The 18,463-nt window shown below is 52.5% G+C and carries 16 protein-coding genes and 1 pseudogene; 3 read left to right on the forward strand and 14 right to left on the reverse strand.

What is annotated here, in order from left to right; translation table 11 throughout:
* The first annotated feature begins 56 nt into the window (after positions 1-56).
* Positions 57-1,244, forward strand: a complete 1,188-nt coding sequence (locus tag RS75_RS25670; protein ID WP_084686908.1) for a rhamnan synthesis F family protein — start codon at positions 57-59, stop codon at positions 1,242-1,244.
* A 99-nt stretch (positions 1,245-1,343) separates the two neighbouring features.
* On the opposite strand, the pseudogene RS75_RS25675 reads toward RS75_RS25670, so the two are convergent.
* The 10 genes and pseudogenes from RS75_RS25675 to RS75_RS27380 all read right to left on the reverse strand — a co-directional run.
* Positions 1,344-1,660 (reverse strand): annotated as a pseudogene (locus RS75_RS25675) (IS5 family transposase); the annotation flags it as partial.
* 16 nt (positions 1,661-1,676) lie between these two features.
* On the reverse strand, positions 1,677-1,973 hold the full coding sequence (locus RS75_RS14320; protein WP_018067892.1) for a hypothetical protein: 297 nt from the start codon (positions 1,971-1,973) through the stop codon (positions 1,677-1,679).
* The gene (gene tnpC, locus RS75_RS14325) at positions 1,973-3,595 is read right to left on the reverse strand and encodes an IS66 family transposase (protein WP_045021545.1); all 1,623 of its coding nucleotides are present in this window, start codon (positions 3,593-3,595) and stop codon (positions 1,973-1,975) included. Before tnpC ends, RS75_RS14320 begins: the two co-directional genes overlap by 1 nt.
* A gap of 63 nt (positions 3,596-3,658) precedes the next feature.
* On the reverse strand, positions 3,659-4,006 hold the full coding sequence (gene tnpB / locus RS75_RS14330) for an IS66 family insertion sequence element accessory protein TnpB (RefSeq protein WP_003554417.1): 348 nt from the start codon (positions 4,004-4,006) through the stop codon (positions 3,659-3,661).
* Positions 4,003-4,371, reverse strand: coding sequence for an IS66-like element accessory protein TnpA (gene tnpA / locus RS75_RS14335; protein ID WP_018483788.1), 369 nt, complete (start codon positions 4,369-4,371; stop codon positions 4,003-4,005). The genes tnpB and tnpA overlap by 4 nt, the downstream gene beginning before the upstream one ends.
* Before the next feature lie 185 nt (positions 4,372-4,556).
* Positions 4,557-5,396 carry an FkbM family methyltransferase gene (locus tag RS75_RS14340; protein WP_045021552.1) on the reverse strand — a complete coding sequence of 280 codons (840 nt, stop codon included), beginning with the start codon at positions 5,394-5,396 and terminating at the stop codon, positions 4,557-4,559.
* 4 nt (positions 5,397-5,400) lie between these two features.
* Positions 5,401-6,210: a glycosyltransferase domain-containing protein gene (locus RS75_RS26300; RefSeq protein WP_152643139.1), complete on the reverse strand. Its 810-nt coding sequence runs from the start codon at positions 6,208-6,210 to the stop codon at positions 5,401-5,403.
* A gap of 57 nt (positions 6,211-6,267) precedes the next feature.
* Positions 6,268-7,287 carry a class I SAM-dependent methyltransferase gene (locus tag RS75_RS14345; RefSeq protein ID WP_045021783.1) on the reverse strand — a complete coding sequence of 340 codons (1,020 nt, stop codon included), beginning with the start codon at positions 7,285-7,287 and terminating at the stop codon, positions 6,268-6,270.
* A gap of 76 nt (positions 7,288-7,363) precedes the next feature.
* The gene (locus RS75_RS14350) at positions 7,364-8,545 is read right to left on the reverse strand and encodes a glycosyltransferase family protein (RefSeq protein WP_052679697.1); all 1,182 of its coding nucleotides are present in this window, start codon (positions 8,543-8,545) and stop codon (positions 7,364-7,366) included.
* Between the two features lie 6 nt (positions 8,546-8,551).
* Complete coding sequence (locus tag RS75_RS27380) at positions 8,552-9,910, reverse strand: rhamnosyltransferase WsaF family glycosyltransferase (RefSeq protein WP_324607185.1); 1,359 nt, start codon at positions 9,908-9,910, stop codon at positions 8,552-8,554.
* 906 nt (positions 9,911-10,816) lie between these two features.
* On the opposite strand from RS75_RS27380, the gene RS75_RS14360 reads away from it, so the two are divergent.
* Together RS75_RS14360 and RS75_RS14365 are read left to right on the forward strand one after the other, a co-directional pair.
* The gene (locus RS75_RS14360; protein ID WP_045021556.1) at positions 10,817-12,580 is read left to right on the forward strand and encodes an ABC transporter ATP-binding protein; all 1,764 of its coding nucleotides are present in this window, start codon (positions 10,817-10,819) and stop codon (positions 12,578-12,580) included.
* 71 nt (positions 12,581-12,651) lie between these two features.
* Positions 12,652-13,431, forward strand: coding sequence for a 2-keto-4-pentenoate hydratase (locus tag RS75_RS14365; protein WP_045021558.1), 780 nt, complete (start codon positions 12,652-12,654; stop codon positions 13,429-13,431).
* Positions 13,432-13,574: 143 nt separating this feature from the next.
* Here the strand turns inward: RS75_RS14365 and RS75_RS14370 are convergent, their stop codons facing one another.
* The 4 genes from RS75_RS14370 to RS75_RS14385 all read right to left on the reverse strand — a co-directional run bounded on the left by RS75_RS14370 (position 13,575) and on the right by RS75_RS14385 (position 18,456).
* A complete protein-coding gene (locus RS75_RS14370) occupies positions 13,575-14,525 on the reverse strand; it encodes a bile acid:sodium symporter family protein (protein ID WP_045021560.1) in 951 nt (316 codons plus the stop codon).
* A 106-nt stretch (positions 14,526-14,631) separates the two neighbouring features.
* A complete protein-coding gene (locus RS75_RS14375; RefSeq protein WP_045021562.1) occupies positions 14,632-15,588 on the reverse strand; it encodes a hypothetical protein in 957 nt (318 codons plus the stop codon).
* Between the two features lie 100 nt (positions 15,589-15,688).
* A complete protein-coding gene (locus RS75_RS14380; RefSeq protein ID WP_045021564.1) occupies positions 15,689-17,374 on the reverse strand; it encodes an ABC transporter permease in 1,686 nt (561 codons plus the stop codon).
* Positions 17,371-18,456: an ABC transporter ATP-binding protein gene (locus RS75_RS14385; protein ID WP_045021786.1), complete on the reverse strand. Its 1,086-nt coding sequence runs from the start codon at positions 18,454-18,456 to the stop codon at positions 17,371-17,373. Before RS75_RS14385 ends, RS75_RS14380 begins: the two co-directional genes overlap by 4 nt.
* Between the last annotated feature and the right edge of the window lie 7 nt (positions 18,457-18,463).

An 18,463-nucleotide genomic window follows, 5' to 3' on the forward strand; every position in this document is an offset into this window, starting at 1 on the left:
TAGCCATTGAGAACAAAAAAAGGTGAGATGGTGCCTCCAACGAAATCGGACGATATATGGCGATGAACAAACTTCCTTGGTGGAAAATTCGTCGCGAAATGGCGCGGATTTGTTTGCAATTGCTTCGGCTTCCCGTAGAAGCTGTCAAATTAATCGTCGTACGGAGATGGTATGATTTAGTCACTGCGCGCGCGATCAGACGTACGCTTGGAAATGTGTCAATGGGTACCGAGGCTGGTGTTTATCTGATTTTCCCCGCAAATGGCATCCAAGATTCCCACCTAACAATGCTGAGAGAAATGCTGCGGGAGGGTGTTACTCCAATAGTGGTTTCGAACCTCCCTCTATCTGAAGTCGATCGGAGAACATTGCAAGCCTATGCCGCACTCATAATTGAAAGGCCAAATGTAGGTTATGATTTTGGCGGCTATCGCGATGGAATCGTCGACTTAAGCCCCAACTTTGGGCAATTTAATCGATTGTGGCTGTTGAACGATTCCATCTGGCTGGTACCACAGCCAACAAGTTGGTTTGAGGAAGCCCGTGCCCTAGACAAAGACTTTGTGGCTGCTACTTCAAATTACGCCATGCCACGTGTCGATCCCCAAAATTTTCGAAAAATCGTTTGGAATTACGATACTAATCACAAGAACTTTCATTATGCGTCATACGCCCTCGGATTTAACGCAACGATCCTTCAGGATGCTGCTTTTATGCGATTTTGGAGAACGTTGAATATAAGCAACGATAAAACTCGAACTGTACGTCGTGGGGAAATTGGATTGTCACAATGGGTGATCGGGCATGGATTTTCCCATGGCGCAACTCATGAAGTAAATGAGTTGGATCAAGAACTTCAGCGCTGCAATGATGAAGAAATAGATCAAATTGCTCGAGAACTTGTTATTCCTGACGATGAAGCGCTTGTGGCGGTACAATCTGCAGTTCTACAAGAAAGCTCAACAACCAGCAGCGGGCGCGCTGATCGGATATCCTTAATTCTTACCGCGGTATCTCGCCGAGCTAGCGCTTACGCGTTGCCCGCCTATTCAATAGCCAGAGGATTTCATTTCTTAAAAAAATCTCCGCTTTGGTTGTCGCCCGGTAGCGCCGAAGTGACCTTAAAGTTGATCGAACGGATTATGGGATCTGAGGGACAAGAAATCAGAGAGGAAGCAAATGCATTGCAACCCCGGAAAATTCAAGCTCCCGCTGGTCCAAAATCGGGGAGCACTTCACCTTAACCCCGGAAAATTCAAGCTCCCGCTGGCCCAAAATCGGAGAGCACTTCACAAAACCGCTGGAGCGAACTCAAAACTGGATAAAACTTGGGGGCAAGGTCAGGCGCCATGCTGGTGAACGCGAACACAGGATGAATCGATCATCACGATGTCACCATCGTAACGTTTTGAAACTGCATCAAGAAGGCGATCCCAAACACCGGCTGCGCGCCAGCGCGAGAACCGATTGTAAAGTGTCGTGCGCGGGGGCCATAGCGTTCCGGCACATCTCGCCAGGACGAGCCCGTCCTGAACCGCCAAAGGATGCCATTGATTACTCGACGATCATCAACCCGTCGCACTCCACGGCTTTTGTTTGGAAGAAGTGGTTCAATCACAGCCCATTCTTCGTCGCTCAATTCGTGACGGCGCATAGCAATCGTAACCGCCCGATTGCTACCGCGGCGATTTTGCTTTGATGCGAGCGACGAGCAGCTCGTCGTCAACAAAGCTGTCGAGGAAGTCGTTCCATTCTTGGGATGTGCGGCGGGCATCTTTGAGCATCTGCTCCAGTTCGTCCATGCCGTCGTCCGTCAGTGCGGTCACGGATTCGTCGTCTCCGGTGTACACGGAGATGATGCTGCCGTAGCTCAGATTATCATCGTTGGAGACGATTGCCTGAAGAAGTTCCGGGTCCTCTTCGAGAATTTCGGCAACAAATTTGATCGTACGGACGTAGGTGACTGTCGCCATCAGGCTGCCTTTACGTCGATTGCGGTGATCGTCGACCAGTTCCACGGAAGGAGTTCGTCGAGTCGATTGATCTTGTGATCGTGGATGCGATCGAGCACGTCAGTCAGATAGGCTTGCGGGTCAAGACCATTCATCTTTGCCGTCTCGATGATCGTCATGGCGCGTGCCAAGGTCTCCGCTCCCGTATCGGCTCCCGCGAAGAGCCAGTTCCGTCTTCCCACGCCTATCGGACGTAGTGCCCGCTCGGCGGCATTGTTGTCGATCGCGACGCGGCCGTCGTCGAGGAACAGACAGAGCGAAGACCATCGGCTCAAACCGTAGCGGAAAGCTGTCGCCAGATCGCCTTTGCCCGGAATGCGCGTTAGTTGAGCTTCAGCCCAGTGGCGGAATGCATCGACCTTAGGCTTGCTCTGGGTCTGACGCGCGGCAAGCCGGATCTCAGGAGGCTGGCCGTTGATGCCTCGCTCGATGTCGTAAAGCGCTCCAATGCGATCGAGAGCCTCTCGCGCAATCTCGGACTTGTTTGATGTCCAGATATCGTGGAAGTCTCGTCGCCAATGAGCCCAGCAGGCGGCTTCCTTGAAGCGAGATTCTCCCTTTTCTCCAGGCGAGTATAGCTTGCCATATCCTTTGTAGCCGTCAGCCTGAAGGATGCCGCTTGATTGCTTGAGGTGGCGGTGGACGTGCTCTTCTTTCCAGTCAGGAGCAAAATAGTAGACTGCACCGGGCGGGGAACTGCCTGCCCATGGACGCTGATCGCGGACATACGTCCAGATCCTGCCCTTCTTCACACCCTTGCCCAACCCCTTGTCTCGCAGCGAGCGATCCAGCACCCTGATCGGGGTGTCGTCCGCATGAAGCAGGTCACTTGCCATGACCGCCGTTTCGATCCGCTCGATGAGAGGCTGCAGAACCTGCATGGCGCGACCACACCAATCAACCATCGTGCTGTCGGGAATGTCGGCGCCCATGCGGGCGAAGATCTCGTTCAGACGGTACAGTGGCAAATGGTCGTCGAACTTCGAGACCAGAATGTACGCCAGGAGGCCAGCGCCGGCCATGCTGCCCGGTATCGGGCGGCTGGGTGCTGCCACCTGCACCATTTTCTCGCAGCAGCGGCAGGACTTCTTCAGTCGAGCAACTTCGATGACTTTCATCTGCGCGGCGATCATGTCGAGGATTTCGCTGACGTCCTCACCGACAAGACGCAATTCACCTCCGCATTCCGGGCAGCAGGAGCCAGGATCGAGCTCTCGGCGCTCGCGAACCGCCTTGTCCGAGACGCGTGGGCGCCGGCGCATGATCTTTTCAGACGTATCCGCCAAGGGAACAACAGACGCCGCCTCATCAGGTTCATCGATTGGCGCCGTACTGCCTTCAGCGACCGCGATCAACAGATCCTCAAGCGCCAGTTCCAACTGCTCGATTTCACGCTCAATCTTTTCGGAGGACTTGCCGAAGACCTGTTTCTTCAGCTTGGCAATGCGCAGCCGCAGCGTTTGGATTAACTGATCATGCGCTTGCAATGTGGCCGACATCTTCGCGTTTTCCGCCTGCAAAGCGGCAATCATTGCCTTAAGAAAGGCTGGATCGTCCGGAAGATCTGTCATCGCGCTAGACATGATCCTGACTACCACGAGCCAGGATAAATTTCCATAAAAACCAGTGGTTTCAGTGGGATAAAATCACCCGACACGGGCCGGTGGCGCACCCCAATCAGGACGACGCCAATCGATCCCCTCCCACAACATCGCCAGTTGGGCCGACGTCAGCCGGGCAGTCCCGTCGGATGCAGAAGGCCAAGGAAACCGCCCCTTCTGCAAGATCTTGTAATACAGGCAGAAGCCCTGTCCATCAAAATAGAGCAGCTTCAAACGATCGCCACGTTTACCGCGAAAGGCAAAGACCGCGCCGCCAGTCGGCTTCTGACGCAAAACATCCTGCGCGAGCGCGGCAAGGCCCTCCACCCCCTTGCGCATGTCCGTGATGCCGCACGCAAGATACACCCGAACGCCGGTCCCAGGTCCAATCATGCTGCTTCCACCGCTCGGATAACCTGCGTCAGGATGTCGGGCGCCACCGAACTCTCGAAGCGAAGTGTGCGGCCGCAGCTCAATCGTAGCTCGATCATCCCGCAGCAGCTCTCCCTGAGTTCAGGGACATCGGTCTGCACGGCATTCATATCGACTGGAATGAACAATGCATTCGCAGATGCCGACAAAAGCCCCTTCTTTTTGAGCTCGCTACGCCAGGCGTATATCTGCTGCCGCGTTAAATCGTGACGATGAGCAACCTCTGTGATCGTGGCTCCAGCAACCCCAACCGACATGACAATCGCAAGCTTGTCTTCTTCGCGCCACCGCCGTCGACGTTCCTGCCCAAGAATTTCAACACGCATCGCAATCCTCGCCTAAGACACGTCGCTAACGACGTCGTTAAACACGTCTCTTAGGCCATCAAGACGTTAGGCGGCAGGCGGTGCCAATCGGGCGGTTACTAGCAATCTCCTTTCAAGGAGATTGAATCACATCGAATGCCGAAGATGAGCCCCGTTTATGGGGACGCGCCCTAGGAATTTATGAATCAACTATCTAACTGCATAAAATCTTTGTTTCTTAGTAAAAAAGTGCCTCTGAAGAGGAAACAGTCCAAGATCTCAAAGCGGTGTTCGAGGAGAAAATTGAGGACAAAAACCGCTGTACTCTCCCCGCCCCGCTCTGGGCCCGCATCCACCGCCACATATTCAACTCGACAAATATTATCTGCAGCACCTTCCAGTACTTCCGGCTCCATCCCCTCCGCTTCTACTTTAAGCAGGCGAATAGGCAAATCCCTGATGAAGGTTGAGGCAAATGTATCAAATTTGAGCGTTTTTACCTTTATTTCATTCAAGGCATTCTCCGGCTTAAAAAGACTTGAGTCCGCTTCGCTTGTGGCTAAAAAAAACGTCTGCATGCCTTCAGAGTTGCTAAGCGCACAATCGAAAACTTGCTGCGTCGGTACGTTTCTTTTCAAGGCAGAAAATGCTGTGGGATCTGGTTCAAATCCAAAATATCGGGCGCCACGTTGAGTAGCCCATATTCCGAATTCACCGTTATTAGCTCCCACATCAACAATTACATCACCCGGACGTAGGATCATTTCATCCAGCCGATAATCCCACAATAACTGCCTGATTCTTGAATCCAAGCCATCCTTGTACAGGCCCAATCGGCGCTCATGGGCAACGAACACACGATTTTCAGGAAGCTGCTCGCTATAAAGCCCGTCTACTACTTTAAAGTGTAACGCAGCCTGTACGTCAAATCCTGATTCTTCAAGAGATTCTTCACTTACCGGAACCTCTTTCACATGATCCGCGCCCTCCAAAAAGGGTTCACTCAACCTAGACGATTTTTTCCAGATTTTCCTAAATATCTTCATATTCTCACCGCTTGAATATATGTTTCAACACTGAATCAAAAATCCTTTTAGTGCCACCAAGCAAAAATGGTTTTCCAACGGCACCAATTTCCTCCTCCTGCGCAGAAACAACGTAGCCAGTGTAGTATCGTTCTGGACGTTTGTATCCCTCAATTGGCCACCTATGAATAGGTGAGTGATTTATGTCTTCTTTCCTCACAAATACGAAACTATCATCCAATCTGGACATAGCTAACGGCATTGTTAACTGGTCACGCCGTGAATATCGAAGTACATAAGAAAACCATTGCTCCATTGCTTCAATACATGCTGGCGACATGTGTCGACGAGCAATGAATCCTCCCCACAAAGGCCTTGACGACAACGCTGATGTATATTTTGTTTCTATTAATATTTGCAATTCAGAAAGAACATGAGAATGTTCAAGCCCCGCTGTTCGGACTGCCTCGATCTCATCCGATAACGTCTCTCTGAAGCTATGCCAGAAGCATCCGAAAAGTGTACGGTCATTGGGGATTAAATACTGCCATACCTTTTCCGCCGACGCCATCAAGCGGACACTTGGATCAATGTATATCGATCTTTGGTATGATTGAAGATAGCGATGCGGCCTAATTTTCTGTTCTCTCGAACTACGAGGAAGATCAAGAGACAGAATTGGCTCACATGGAATCAACAACCAACCATTTGACTGAAGATTAGGCTGATCAGTAAAGCAAAAATAATCAGCTTCATGGTCGCAATTTATTTCAGGGAGGACATATCCGTCGCCGATAATTACTGTATAAATAGCAAGTTTATCTTTGGTCATCATGAGCCCGACATCAACTGTCTCTTCACCAACTTTAGCAACCGAGCCAAATGTGGATACCTAGCGAAAAGTGTCGCGATTAGGATCCCGTTTCCCCGCACTGCGCTCCGCACGTCTACTTAAATTTGGAAATTTCGTAGAAGTGATACCCGCGAGTCGACGCATAATATTGTGAATTAAGGCATCCTTGATCCCCGTCAACGGCTTTTTTCTAGCTACTCTTAACGCGTTCTTCGCCGCGTCTAAATCGTTTCCGGTGGCATTCAGTTTGATCGCTAATTCGACATTTTCTCTGCGGTATTTTTCAGCACTCTGGCGCTCATTTGCTATTACGGAGTTTAAGCTATCAAACTGCTCTTCAATCCATTTTTTTTGGAAAAAGGACTCTCCGGCGATTTCGAAGTAATTTGCAATAAGCGAGCGAGAATGCTCGGTTCCAATCAAAGATACGAATGGGGCTAGCTCATCCGAAATCTGATCGCCCCAGAAAAGCACCCCGAGCCCGTGCTCATGCAGAAAATTGATTGAGGGACGGTCAGAAGCAACTTCCGACCAAAAGCGCCACACCCCAAAATCCCTCTCCCTCACTTCAGTATCATGAAACAAAACAACCGCGCGGTTGGACAATTTCGGAACCCAAGAAAGGAAATCCTCTTTAACGTCGTCATAAAAGTGCCTTCCGTCCACGTGAAGGATATCTACCGAGTTATCTTCGATATCTTCCAGAGCCTCCGCAAACGTCTTTCTAAGCAAAGTACTAAAAGAAGAGTATTTTTTGTTCTCCTCTTCAACGGTCGCGTAGACAATATCATCATAATACCCAGCATGTTCATCACCAGCCCACGTATCTACGGCAAAGCAGTCCGTAGAGAGGCAGTTGACTGCTACTGCTTCACAGAAGCTAAAGTATGAAAAACCATAGTGGGTGCCTAATTCTACAATTCGATTAGGCTTCATAGTGCGGACGAGCCACATAGAAAAAGGCCCATGCCGCAGCCAAGCAGATACAGGCCTGTACTTCGGCGAATCTATATTCGGATCTATCAGTTGCATTTTTATGCCTATATCGCGTCGGAACATTTCAGCTTCCTAGCAGATGGAGGCCGCCGAAATATCTCAATCGTCTTTCCTCAACTCTTCCCGCAAATTAGCCGACCTAAGTCGCGAGCGCGGTCAAAAGTGCATTGGTGTTGCGATTCCAACCGTAGCGTGAATAGGCACGCTCAGCCGTGTTAACAGCACGGGGGCCATAAACATTCGGCGTTCTCACTAAGTCAACCGCTGTGCGGAGAGCTTCATGCCATTGCCAGTCATCGACAATCAATGCATCATCCGGATGAGTCACAGCTCTTGTGAATGTAAAGCTTCGTGATAAGCAGCTGAAAGTTCCGACAACAGCCGCTTCAAAATACTTAAGTTCACTCTTACAGTTCGTAAAATCATTCGATTGCAGCGGGGCGATATTGATATCCACTTCTGCAATGCGCGCCTGAAGATTGACCCAATCTTGCAGCTCAATCACCTCGACACGTTCTGAAAAAGGCGCAAGCTCCTTGAAACTTTCCATAAAACCGACAATCCGCAGTGTCACGTCGTTATCATTCCGCAAAAGACTACAAAGCGCCTGAACAGCAATTTGAAAGTCTCTGTTGTGTGTTGGAGACCCGCTAAAATAACCGATTCTCACAGGTCCGTTCCCATGAAAACCCCTAATTCGTTTCTGTTCGAATAGCTCTTGAGAAAATAGCTGCTGCTTCTTGTTTAGAAAATTTGGGACAATGCCAACAGGGCGCCTACATACGTTGGCGAGCTTTTCCGCTAAAAACTCATTTGTAGTTATGCCACCGTCGCAAAGGACGGCTGTCGCCTGTAGCCTTCCAACATACGCGTACCAAGAATTAATATGCGTTTCGTCTGCCGTCGGCTGATCATTATTTGCCAGCACTAAATGTGCGTACCTCGTATCAAAGACCAGATCATCGAAGTCGGCCAAAATACGCACATTAAAGGCACGCGCACGTGACAAAAGTTCACCAACTGCTCGTCCATATCTTACACGTGCTAGGACCAGAACTTGGATCTGTGGCAGAAGCGATATTAAATAATCTATCTCATCAAGCGAAAACCAACTTGCTACAATTTCGTTCGGATCAAGTTCACGAACGGCCTCCACCATATTAAATACTCGATATCGAAACGTACTCGTGTCTGGCTTCTCATACAGAAAAGCAATTTTTTTTTCCGCCCGAACATGAAGGGCCTTAACGCGCACATCGAGAGGCTCATCATCCCACGGCGCCCTGTAGGGAATTTTGTTAGCAACTAGATCGGTATACATTTAGCCTCAACGCTTAATCAAGTCGTCTAGACGGTCGATTACATTACTCAGCGCCAACCTCCAACTACGACAGATGTTGTCACCAGAAAGATTTTGTCTGCACAACTCTAGATCCTCAGCTTTACTCACAAGTTCTTCAATGCCCCTCAAGAGACTCTTTTGGCTAAGATCCGAACAAATAATGTTATGCGAATATTTTTGGAGGCTACGTTTACCAAATGCTGCATTGGTTAAAACGGGTATACCCATGGCAGCTAAGTCCAGCGGAGGATAAGATGGATGCGGTGTATGCATTAGGCTTAGACCTGCATCCATACCTTGCAAAAAACTAAGATATTGCTCCCAACCCATCGGCTTGTGGTACTCGGCTTCCAAATTCGATGAAAACTGCAACTTGGGAACATCGTAACCAACGAGATGAATTTTCCATCTTGCGGCGTCCAAGATTCCTTGCGATGCCGCTTCATCAATCAGGGCGAGACCCGTAGCATAAAGATTTCTTAGATTCTTTGGACGCGCGTAGAAAAATAAATGTCGCTTCTCCGAAGTCCGGATCCAATTCCGTTGGAGTGAGCTAAAAGCGGGTTCAAAAAAGACACTCCGATCCTCGAGGCTGGGAACTCCGCACGCTTTGTCAACGAGACAATCGTAAAGAAGCTGAGTGTTAACTGCAACCAACTTCACGGGCTCAGCTAGAGTCGAAGTACAAGCAACGTGATCGTCTCCCATTGGATAAAACATTCGCTCGTCTTCCTGGAGAAGATAGATAATGCGATCATGCCGCACAGTGTTCAACAAGCATCGAGTTGTCCACCAGGAGGTTGAGATAAATAGATCATCCGAACAAACTGACAGTTCTCTACTGCCATAGTGGGGGGAGAATTGGAATTCCACCTGCCCAGAAAACTGAATGTTACTTGCTTTTAAAATCGCCCCAAGACTAGCGGTATCTGGCGGCTCGAGACGAGTAATTATCCTCAGAGGCACTTTGGATCTCTCAGCCCACAATGCGGCTAGCAATAAAGCAGTCCCAACTCCACCAAAAAGGCTAGACTCCCCTATACTGTCCGTCACCAAATTTATTCGGTTTCCAACACGGGTCTCAGGGAATGTAGTGATTGCTCGTAGCCCAGGCCACCTCTGATCAAGGTAGCCTTTTACGGTTGGAACGCCATCCGAATGACTCAAAACGGGAGTATTTGCCAACCACGAGTGGTATCGGGTTCGCACCGATCCATTTCGCTTGTACACCACTCTGCGAAATGCACTCCGCACTTCTTTCTGCTTATTGGCAAGTAACGCCTTGAGCCATCCACGGGGCCTTCCATCCTTGTGAAATGGAATTCGATACAAAATTTTCTTCATCGTCGACTTCTAAGCGGCAGGTGCATCAGTGACGCACAATTAAAAAAAGTAAATGAACCTGTACCATCGACTTTGGATTTTGTCGTTGTCAAATTCGCGCCGATAAAATGACGTCAACAGCTTTCTTCAGGTAAGCGGTGAACTGAGGTCGTTACTTCTGGAATTCAGAGCATGCATGCCTCGATATCGCTGGCCGGCCACCCTGCGGCGATGCGCTCGACGGTCGATCGTCCTCGTGGCATAGACCCCACAGACAGATAGGCAGTGTTTCTATAATGGGCCTTTGTTCGTCAAGTCCCTCAGTACCAGTATCTCGTCAAAGATCATGCTTCTGTCCGTGGTCAACACCAGGGTCGCCATACCATGCCATAAGATCAGAACTGGCAGGTCAATCTAGGCGGCGTGATTGCCAAAGCATCACAGCACTACTTACAACCTTGCCAGGCTCTCGTCCCGGTGACGGGACCTCATTGAGACAAAATTACAATTGCTTCGTCTCGATGCCGCCCCGCAAAGGGGCCTTGCACACTATATGCCATGGGAATTCAAGGCCTGACGCCATCAGCGCTTACAGTGGAACGCAGTTCGGTACATATTGCATCCCCAGCGCAAGTCCTCATCCTCAAACAACGATTAATCAGAATTGTATTATTGAGAATTACCCCCTAATTGCTGAGAAAACACTGGGCTTCTTCCCTAATATGTGGTGTTGACAGGGTCTCGCTATCACATTATCAGCGTGCGCCGAAGCGATAGCGACCCTGTTTACCGATTGTTCAGGGTTACGAGCGGTGAGATATCTGACAAAGTCAAAGCAATGGCCCGCTGAACGACTCATCAGATCGTCGTCCAGATTGGCGCATCTCTATGAGACAAGCCGCAGAAACAAACTAAGGAACATAGAACTTGATAGGATCTTTTCTGTCGTCAAACGACAAGAAGCTGTTGACCCGGCTTTTTAAAGAGAACTTCAAAAAGCACGTTGGCTGGTACTCATCAGCAATTGCGGCAATGTTCATCGTTGCCGGTATGACCTCCCTCAGCGCCTGGATCATGCGTGATATCGTCAACAGCGTTTACCTGAAACAGGGTTTTGACGTTGTTCTTGAGATCGCGTTTGCAGTTGCCGGTATTTTTATTATTAAGGGTCTCGCGACTTTTGTACAAAGCTATTATCTGAGCAAGGCAGGCAACAGCATCGTCGCAGAACAACAACGTAAAATCTATGATCGGCTTCTAAAGCAGGGAGTTTCATTTTTTCAGAATCTACCTTCCTCCGAGCTACTGATCCGGGTTACCTACAATGCCCAATCTGCTCGAAATGTGATCGATACCATCGTCACTTCATTTGTCCGTGATCTTTTTTCCCTCCTTGGCTTGATCATTGTAATGTTCGCACAGAATTTCCTTCTGAGTGCGATTTCCATGATCATCGGACCTATTGCGATTTTCAGCGTGCGTTTGGTCCTGCGACGTGTACGCAAAATCATGGAAGCGGAGCTTGCTTCCCTCGGCGAAATCGTCAATGTCGTGCAGGAAACCAGCATCGGCGTTCGCGTAATTAAAGCATTCTCTCTCGAGAAACTGATGCGCCAGCGCATGAACAAGGCCGTGTCCGACGTCGAGCATCGGGCCAATGGTATTGCGAAGCTTGAGGCGGCAACCAGCCCAATCATGGAGACTTTATCAGGCCTTGCTATCGCAGCCGTGATTGCTGTGTCCGGTTACACAGTACTCGAAAAAGGTGGCTCACCAGGCGACCTGATGGCCTTCATCACCGCACTTCTTCTTGCTTACGAACCAGCAAAACGTTTGGCTCGCATGCGAATCCAGATCGAAAGTGGTATGATCGGTGTGCGTATGATGTTCGAGGTTTTGGATGCCCCGCTTACGCTCACCGAAAAGAAGGACGCTGCACCTCTCCCCAAGGCAAGCGGCGATGTGGAACTGAAAAACGTCAGCTTCGAATATGTCTCGGGCCAACCGGTCCTGAAGGATATCAGCGTGCTGTTCGAGGGTGGTAAGATGACTGCGCTGGTCGGACCTTCCGGTAGCGGCAAGTCCACCATCATCAATCTCATGATGCGCCTTTACGACCCGCAGAACGGTTCTGTTGAAATCAACGGCATGGATTTGCGCGACGTTTCTTTCGCCAGCCTGCGCGAGCATGTTTCTTACGTTGGGCAGGAAACCTTCCTCTTCTCGGGGACGGTAAAGCATAACATTTCCGTCGGTCGTGACGATGCGACGGAAGAGGAAATCATCGCAGCAGCGAAGGCTGCTAACGCGCATGATTTCATCACGAAGATGCCGCACGGTTACGACTCCAAGCTTGGAGAAAACGGCTCTGGTCTGTCTGGTGGCCAGCGGCAGCGTGTCGCCATCGCACGCGCCATGCTCAGAGACGCGGACATATTGATCCTCGATGAGGCAACGAGCGCGCTCGATTCGGAATCCGAAGCGCTTGTTCGGGATGCGCTTGAGCGGTTGACGCACAACAAGACGTCGATCGTTATCGCTCACCGGCTCTCGACCATCAATCGAGCCGACAAGATCGTCGTCATGGATAATGGCGAAGTCGTGGAGCAAGGAAGCCGTCGTGAACTACTAGAAACGGAAGGCCTCTACAAGCGTTTGCATACCATCCAGTTCGACGCAGACGTCGCATAATTCAATATAAAACGGGCGGCCTTCTCTCCGCCCGTTCGTCTGTTGAGCAAACAGTAGCAGGATGCGACGGAATGACGGCGATCGAAAAACTGGCCCAGCGCTTTGTGAAAGCGGACCTGGAGGGCGCAAAAATTCCTCTGGCGACGTTGGAGGCGAATGGTGTCATTCCCGGTAGTCTTGAAGAGGCGATGGCCGTTCAGCGCGCTTTTGTTGAAGCGTCCGGCAAGACGGTTGCGGGCTGGAAGCTGGCGATCAGGCCGGATGGCACAGCTGTCGGTGCGCCGATGGTCGATTGTTACCGGGTCGATGACGACAATATCGCATCTTTTTCGGGAGCGGCGATCGAAGGCATCGAAGTGGAAATCTGCTTCACCCTCGCCTCCGATATTCCCGCCGCAACCGCGACCCCGCTAAGCAGGGCCGATATATTGACGAATATCGACAGGGTTCACCTTGGCGCCGAACTCCTCGGCTACCGGATGGTGGAGAAAAACCAGGTCCCCTTCCCGCTTTTTCTGGCGGATCGCCTTGCCAATCGCGGGTTTGTTCTCGGGCCGGAAGTCGACGCGACAGTCGTTGATACCTTCGCCGAAAATACCGGGAAGCTGCCACATCTGACGGTGACAGAAGGCACAGATGTCCGTTTCAATGCGACGGTAAAACACCCCAATATCGATCCGCTCGCCCCGCTCCTCGCCTTTGCCAATTCCCCCCTCAACAGGGATGGAATGCTGAAACGCGGGCAGATTGTCACCACCGGCAGTCTTTGTGGTGCGATAACAAGCAGCCTTGCCGCCGAAACGCATATCGATATGAAATCGGTCGGCGCTTTCACACTTTCATGTTCGTGATCGTCATGGGTTACCGTCGACGCGGATAGCGCCTGCGTCGACGACGATTTTGGTCAAGGCGTTACGGACATACGGCGTTATGTCCGTAAGACCCCCTTCGAGGCCCGCTTCATGTCCCATCAGCCGATCCCGGGAGGACGAACCTATCCGGCTTTCGTATTCGCCTTCACGTCCACGCGCCCCGAAAACCAGTTGGCCAGAAGCGCGCCGGAAATATTGTGCCAGACGCTGAAAATGGCGCTGGGAACAGCTGCCAACGGCGAGAAATATGCTGTCGCAAGAGCGGCACCGAGACCGGAGTTCTGCATTCCCACCTCAATGGCAATTGCCTTGCGCTTGGCGAGGGAGAGACCGGTCGCCTTTGCCGCGAAGTAGCCAAGCAGATAGCCGAGGCCGTTATGGAGAACGACGACCGCAAATATCATCAGTCCGGACTGGACGATCGCACCCTTCGATGCACCGACAACCGCCGAAACGATCAAAACGATGCCGATGACGCTTACGAGCGGCAATGCCGGCACGGCCGCCTTCACGACACCCGGCAAAAGCTTCTGCAAGGCAGCACCGAGGGCCAGCGGCACCAGCACGACCTTGACGATGCTCAGGAACATTGCCCAGCCATCGACCGGCAGGAACTGGCTGGCGAACAACCATACGAGGAATGGCGTCACCAAGGGAGCGGCAAGCGTCGTCACTGAGGTGCAGGCGACAGACAGGGCGACGTCACCCTTCGACAGATATGTCATGACGTTGGACGATGTCCCGCCCGGGCAGCAGCCAACCAGGATGACACCTGCCGCCACTTCAGGCGGCATCGGGATGAGCAGGGTGAGCAGCACCGCAAGTAGCGGCATGATGAGGAACTGCCCGAGCACACCGATGGTGACGTCGACCGGGCGCCTCACGACTTCACGAAAATCGTCCACCGACAGGGTCAGCCCCATGCCGAACATGATGATCGACAAAAGCGTGACGATCCAGGGCCCGATCTGCTTGAACGTATCCGGAAAAAAGAAGCCGAGGACAGCAAACAGGATAACCCAACCGGCAAATGTCTTGCCGACAAAAGTCGAGATGGTTGCCAGAAATTTCATGTCCTCACTCCAAAGTTAAAACCCGTCGCGATCTCTAATAGACGGGACTCATGTGTCAAGGCCCCGCCCGGCCCTCCAAGACCTGTGTGAAATCGACTAGCTATTTTTACCCAACATTCAGGCAGACGACCGTCCTGTCGTCGCTGAATTCGGTGGTTGTCGAGCCTTTTACCGACGGATAGTCGTTGAGCTTGTGAAAATCCACAGCCTCGACACGGGCGAATTCCGCTTCCCAGTCAGCGATATCGGTTCCCGCCGGCAGAGACAGATAACCGTCGGAAAAGATTTCAAGGCTCACAAGCGTATCCTTGGCGATGCGGAGATCGACCGTCCCCTCCTCAATGACCTTTCCGCCATTGACCGAGGCGTAACCCAGTACGTGTCCCTGCCTGTTTGCGAATTGCGGCTGAACGCGAATTCCCCCCATCAGGAATTCCTCGACTGCTTCGATGTCGTTCTCAAGACCGCTCATACCGGCTGCGGCAATGACAACACCCTCCGCCTCCCGCGCAGTCATGATGCCGTTTTCGATGGCGGAACGCAGGCCAGAAAAGATGGTCGCACGCGTGCGTGTCTCGGCCGCATCGCCATCTTTGAGAACAGCAAACAGCTGTTTGAAGACAAGGATGCGCGCCGATGTACTCACCTTGTCTATCAGCTTCGCATGCTGCAGCAGTCGGGTGCCGTTGATGCGCACACCGGAATCACCGGCAAGAAGCAGGCGAAAGCTGTCGCCGTTGTCGGCCACGATTGCGAGCGTTGTGGAGGGTGGATGGCTGGCATTGATTCGCTCCGCCTCCTGTTTCAAGATATCGCTGATGTTTTGAAAAAGCTGAGGCGCGGCAATCTTTTCCAGCGTACCATCGAGGCTCATCTTCGCCACGGCATTTACGGCGGCGAGTGCTGCAATCCGGCCTGAGCTCAGCCCGCCGTAACTTGCACCGGTCGGGTCGGTCGCACCGTCGAATACGGCCAGAACCCTGCCCGGTATGATAAGTGCTACATCGTCCCCGGGCGTTGTGGCGTTCTTGTATTTCGATTGCGAAAAGCTCGCGATATTCATCGTCGTGTATTCCTTGCAGAGGGAGGCTGGGCCAGAAGGAGGCTGGCGGCGACACACATGTCGCCGCTGCTGCAGTCTTTGGTGAGGGAGCGGTACGGTTTCAGACGAAGGAGGCTTCTTTGTCTTCCGAAAGGCGGAACACGACGAAGACGCAAAGGCCGGTGCTGACCAGAAGCACGGTTGAAAGCGCCGCAGCCGTGCCAAACTCGCCGTCAATCACCTGAACATAGATGAGAACCGGCATGGTGATGGTTCGTGCCGTGTAGAGGATCAGCGTCGAGGACAACTCGTTGATGGCCGTTATGAAGCTCATCAGCGAACCGATGATGAGACCGGGCAGCATCAGCGGCACCGTCACCGACACGAAGGTCTTTGCCGGCGAAGCCCCGAGATTAACCGCAGCCTCCTCGATGGACGGCTTGATCTGCCTGAGGATCGATGTCGTGGAGCGGACGCCATAGGGCAGCCGGCGGATAAACACCAAAAGGATGATGATGAGCGCTGTCCCCGTGATATCGAAGGGCGGATAGCGGAAAGTCGTGACGTAGCCAATCGCCATGACAACGCCGGGGATAAGGTAAGGTACCATCAGCAGAAGATCGAGCGAGCCGGAGATCGCATTGTCGCGTCGCACCACGATGAAGGACAGCAGGCCGGAGACGATCGCAATCAGCACCACGGCAGCCAGTGCAAATGTGAAACTGTTGGCAATCGCCTGCGGTGAATCGCGAAGGATGCGGGCATAGCTGTCCAACCCGAAACCGCCCGTGAAGACGGGACCGCTGGTTGCGAGGAACGAGGTATAGATGACCGTGAGCGACGGCAGCATGGCGATGAAGACGACCAGATAGCAGAAGCCGTGCACGATGAAAGACTTCAGCGGACGCATGAACTGTTTTACCGGCCGGTTGGTCAGTGAGCTGGCGTAGCGACGCCTGGCAAGAATGCGCCGCTGCAACAGAAGTGCCGCCATGGAAATCGCAATCATCACCATGGAGATGGTCACCGCCATGGTCGGCGTTCCCGCCATTTCAGAGGTATATTGCGCATAGGCGATGGTCGATAGCGTTCTGATACCCTTGCCGAGGATCGCCGGGGTTCCGAAGTCGGCGATGGACAGCACGAAGCAGATGATCGCGCCAGTGCTGACCGCCGGAAAGACCAGCGGCAAGGTGATCTTGCGGAACCGTTGGAAAGCCGTGCAGCCGAGATTTTCCGCTGCGTCCTCATAGGACTTGTTGATGGTGTTCAGCGCGTTTTCCGTCATCAGGAAGATGTAGGGAAAGAACTTCAGGCTGAAGACCATCACGATGCCCGGGATCCCGTAGATCGTCGGCAATGAAATGCCGGCGAAGGACAGGAGATTGGTGACCGCGCCGTTGGCACCGAACAGCATGATCCAGGCATAGGCACCGATGAACGGCGGTGCGCAGAGAACCAGCACCGCGAATGTGGCGATGAAAGTGCGTCCCCTGATGCGGTAACGGGAGGTGCAGAAGGCAAGCGGAATACCGAGAAGGCAGGCACCCAGCATGCCTAGTACACCGATGACAAGCGTGTTCCACAATGCCACGGTGTAGAACCGCCGTGTGAACACTTCCGCGTAGTTGCCGAGACCGAAAGCACCGGTTTTGGCATCGAAGAAACTGATGAAGAACACGCTGAAGATCGGCAGGACCAGGAAGATCGCCAGCAGGATGACAGCGAATACCGTCACGCTTGTCCAGAAACCTGGCAGTCGCAGGCGGAAACCGTCGGGAGTTGCAGTCGCAGTCATATCCGTCATGACAGGCGCTCCCCGGTTACGCCCTCGCCGAACAGCCTCGCATCGGCCGCGCGCCAGGAGAAAGTGGTTTTCTGGTTCGGCTGCAGCGCGATGATCTCCGGCGATGGCTTGGTGATTGCCTCGATTTCCTCACCGGAAGAGAGCACGGCAGCAACGTTCATCTCGCGACCGGTAAAACTGACCTGCCTTATGCTCACAGGCAGTTCGATGCGCTCATCACCGTCAATCGCGGAGGGACCGACGGCAATCGCCTCGGGGCGGATGGCGGCGACGATCTTCCGCTCCGGGGAGATTGCATCCGCCTGCGGCAGTGCGACCTTATGGCCGGAAATGGATATCTGCCCACCAGAACGGTCAAGTGCCAGAAAATTGTTTGCCCCCACGAAGGACGCGACAAAGCGGTTGGCGGGATTGTTATAGACTTCCCAGGGTGGTGCAGCCTGCTGAATGACGCCGCCATACATGACGCAAACCAGATCAGACATGGCAAGCGCCTCTTCCTGATCATGCGTGACATAGATGGTGGTGATGTTCATGGCCTGCTGGATTTCGCGGAGCTCCCGCCGCAGGTCCACGCGAAGTTTGGCGTCGAGGTTGGACAGCGGTTCGTCCATCAACAGCACTTTCGGGTTGATGACGAGTGCGCGCGCCAGACCGACGCGCTGCTGCTGGCCGCCGGAGAGTTCGTGAGGCATACGCTTGGCGTAGGGAGCGAGCTGCACGACATCGAGGATCTTGCCGACCCGTTCACGGATCTCGGCTGAAGATGCCTTGCGCTGTTTCAGACCGAAGGCAATGTTGTCAAATACCGAAATATGCGGAAACACCGCATAATCCTGAAAGACCATGCCAACGTCGCGCTTGTGGGCGGGCACATGTTCGATCGCCTGTCTTTCGATACTGATGCTACCGCTATCCTGCTGATGAAAACCGGCAATCGTACGCAGAAGGGTCGTCTTGCCGCATCCGCTGGGTCCGAGAAGCGTGAAAAACGATCCGGAAGGGATGGAGATATTGATGTCGGAGAGGGCAACGACATCCCGGTAACTTTTCTTGATGCTGGTAATTTCTACGGCGGCCATGTGCTGC

Source organism: Rhizobium nepotum 39/7 (assembly GCF_000949865.1).
Classification (GTDB): Bacteria; Pseudomonadota; Alphaproteobacteria; order Rhizobiales; family Rhizobiaceae; genus Agrobacterium; species Agrobacterium nepotum.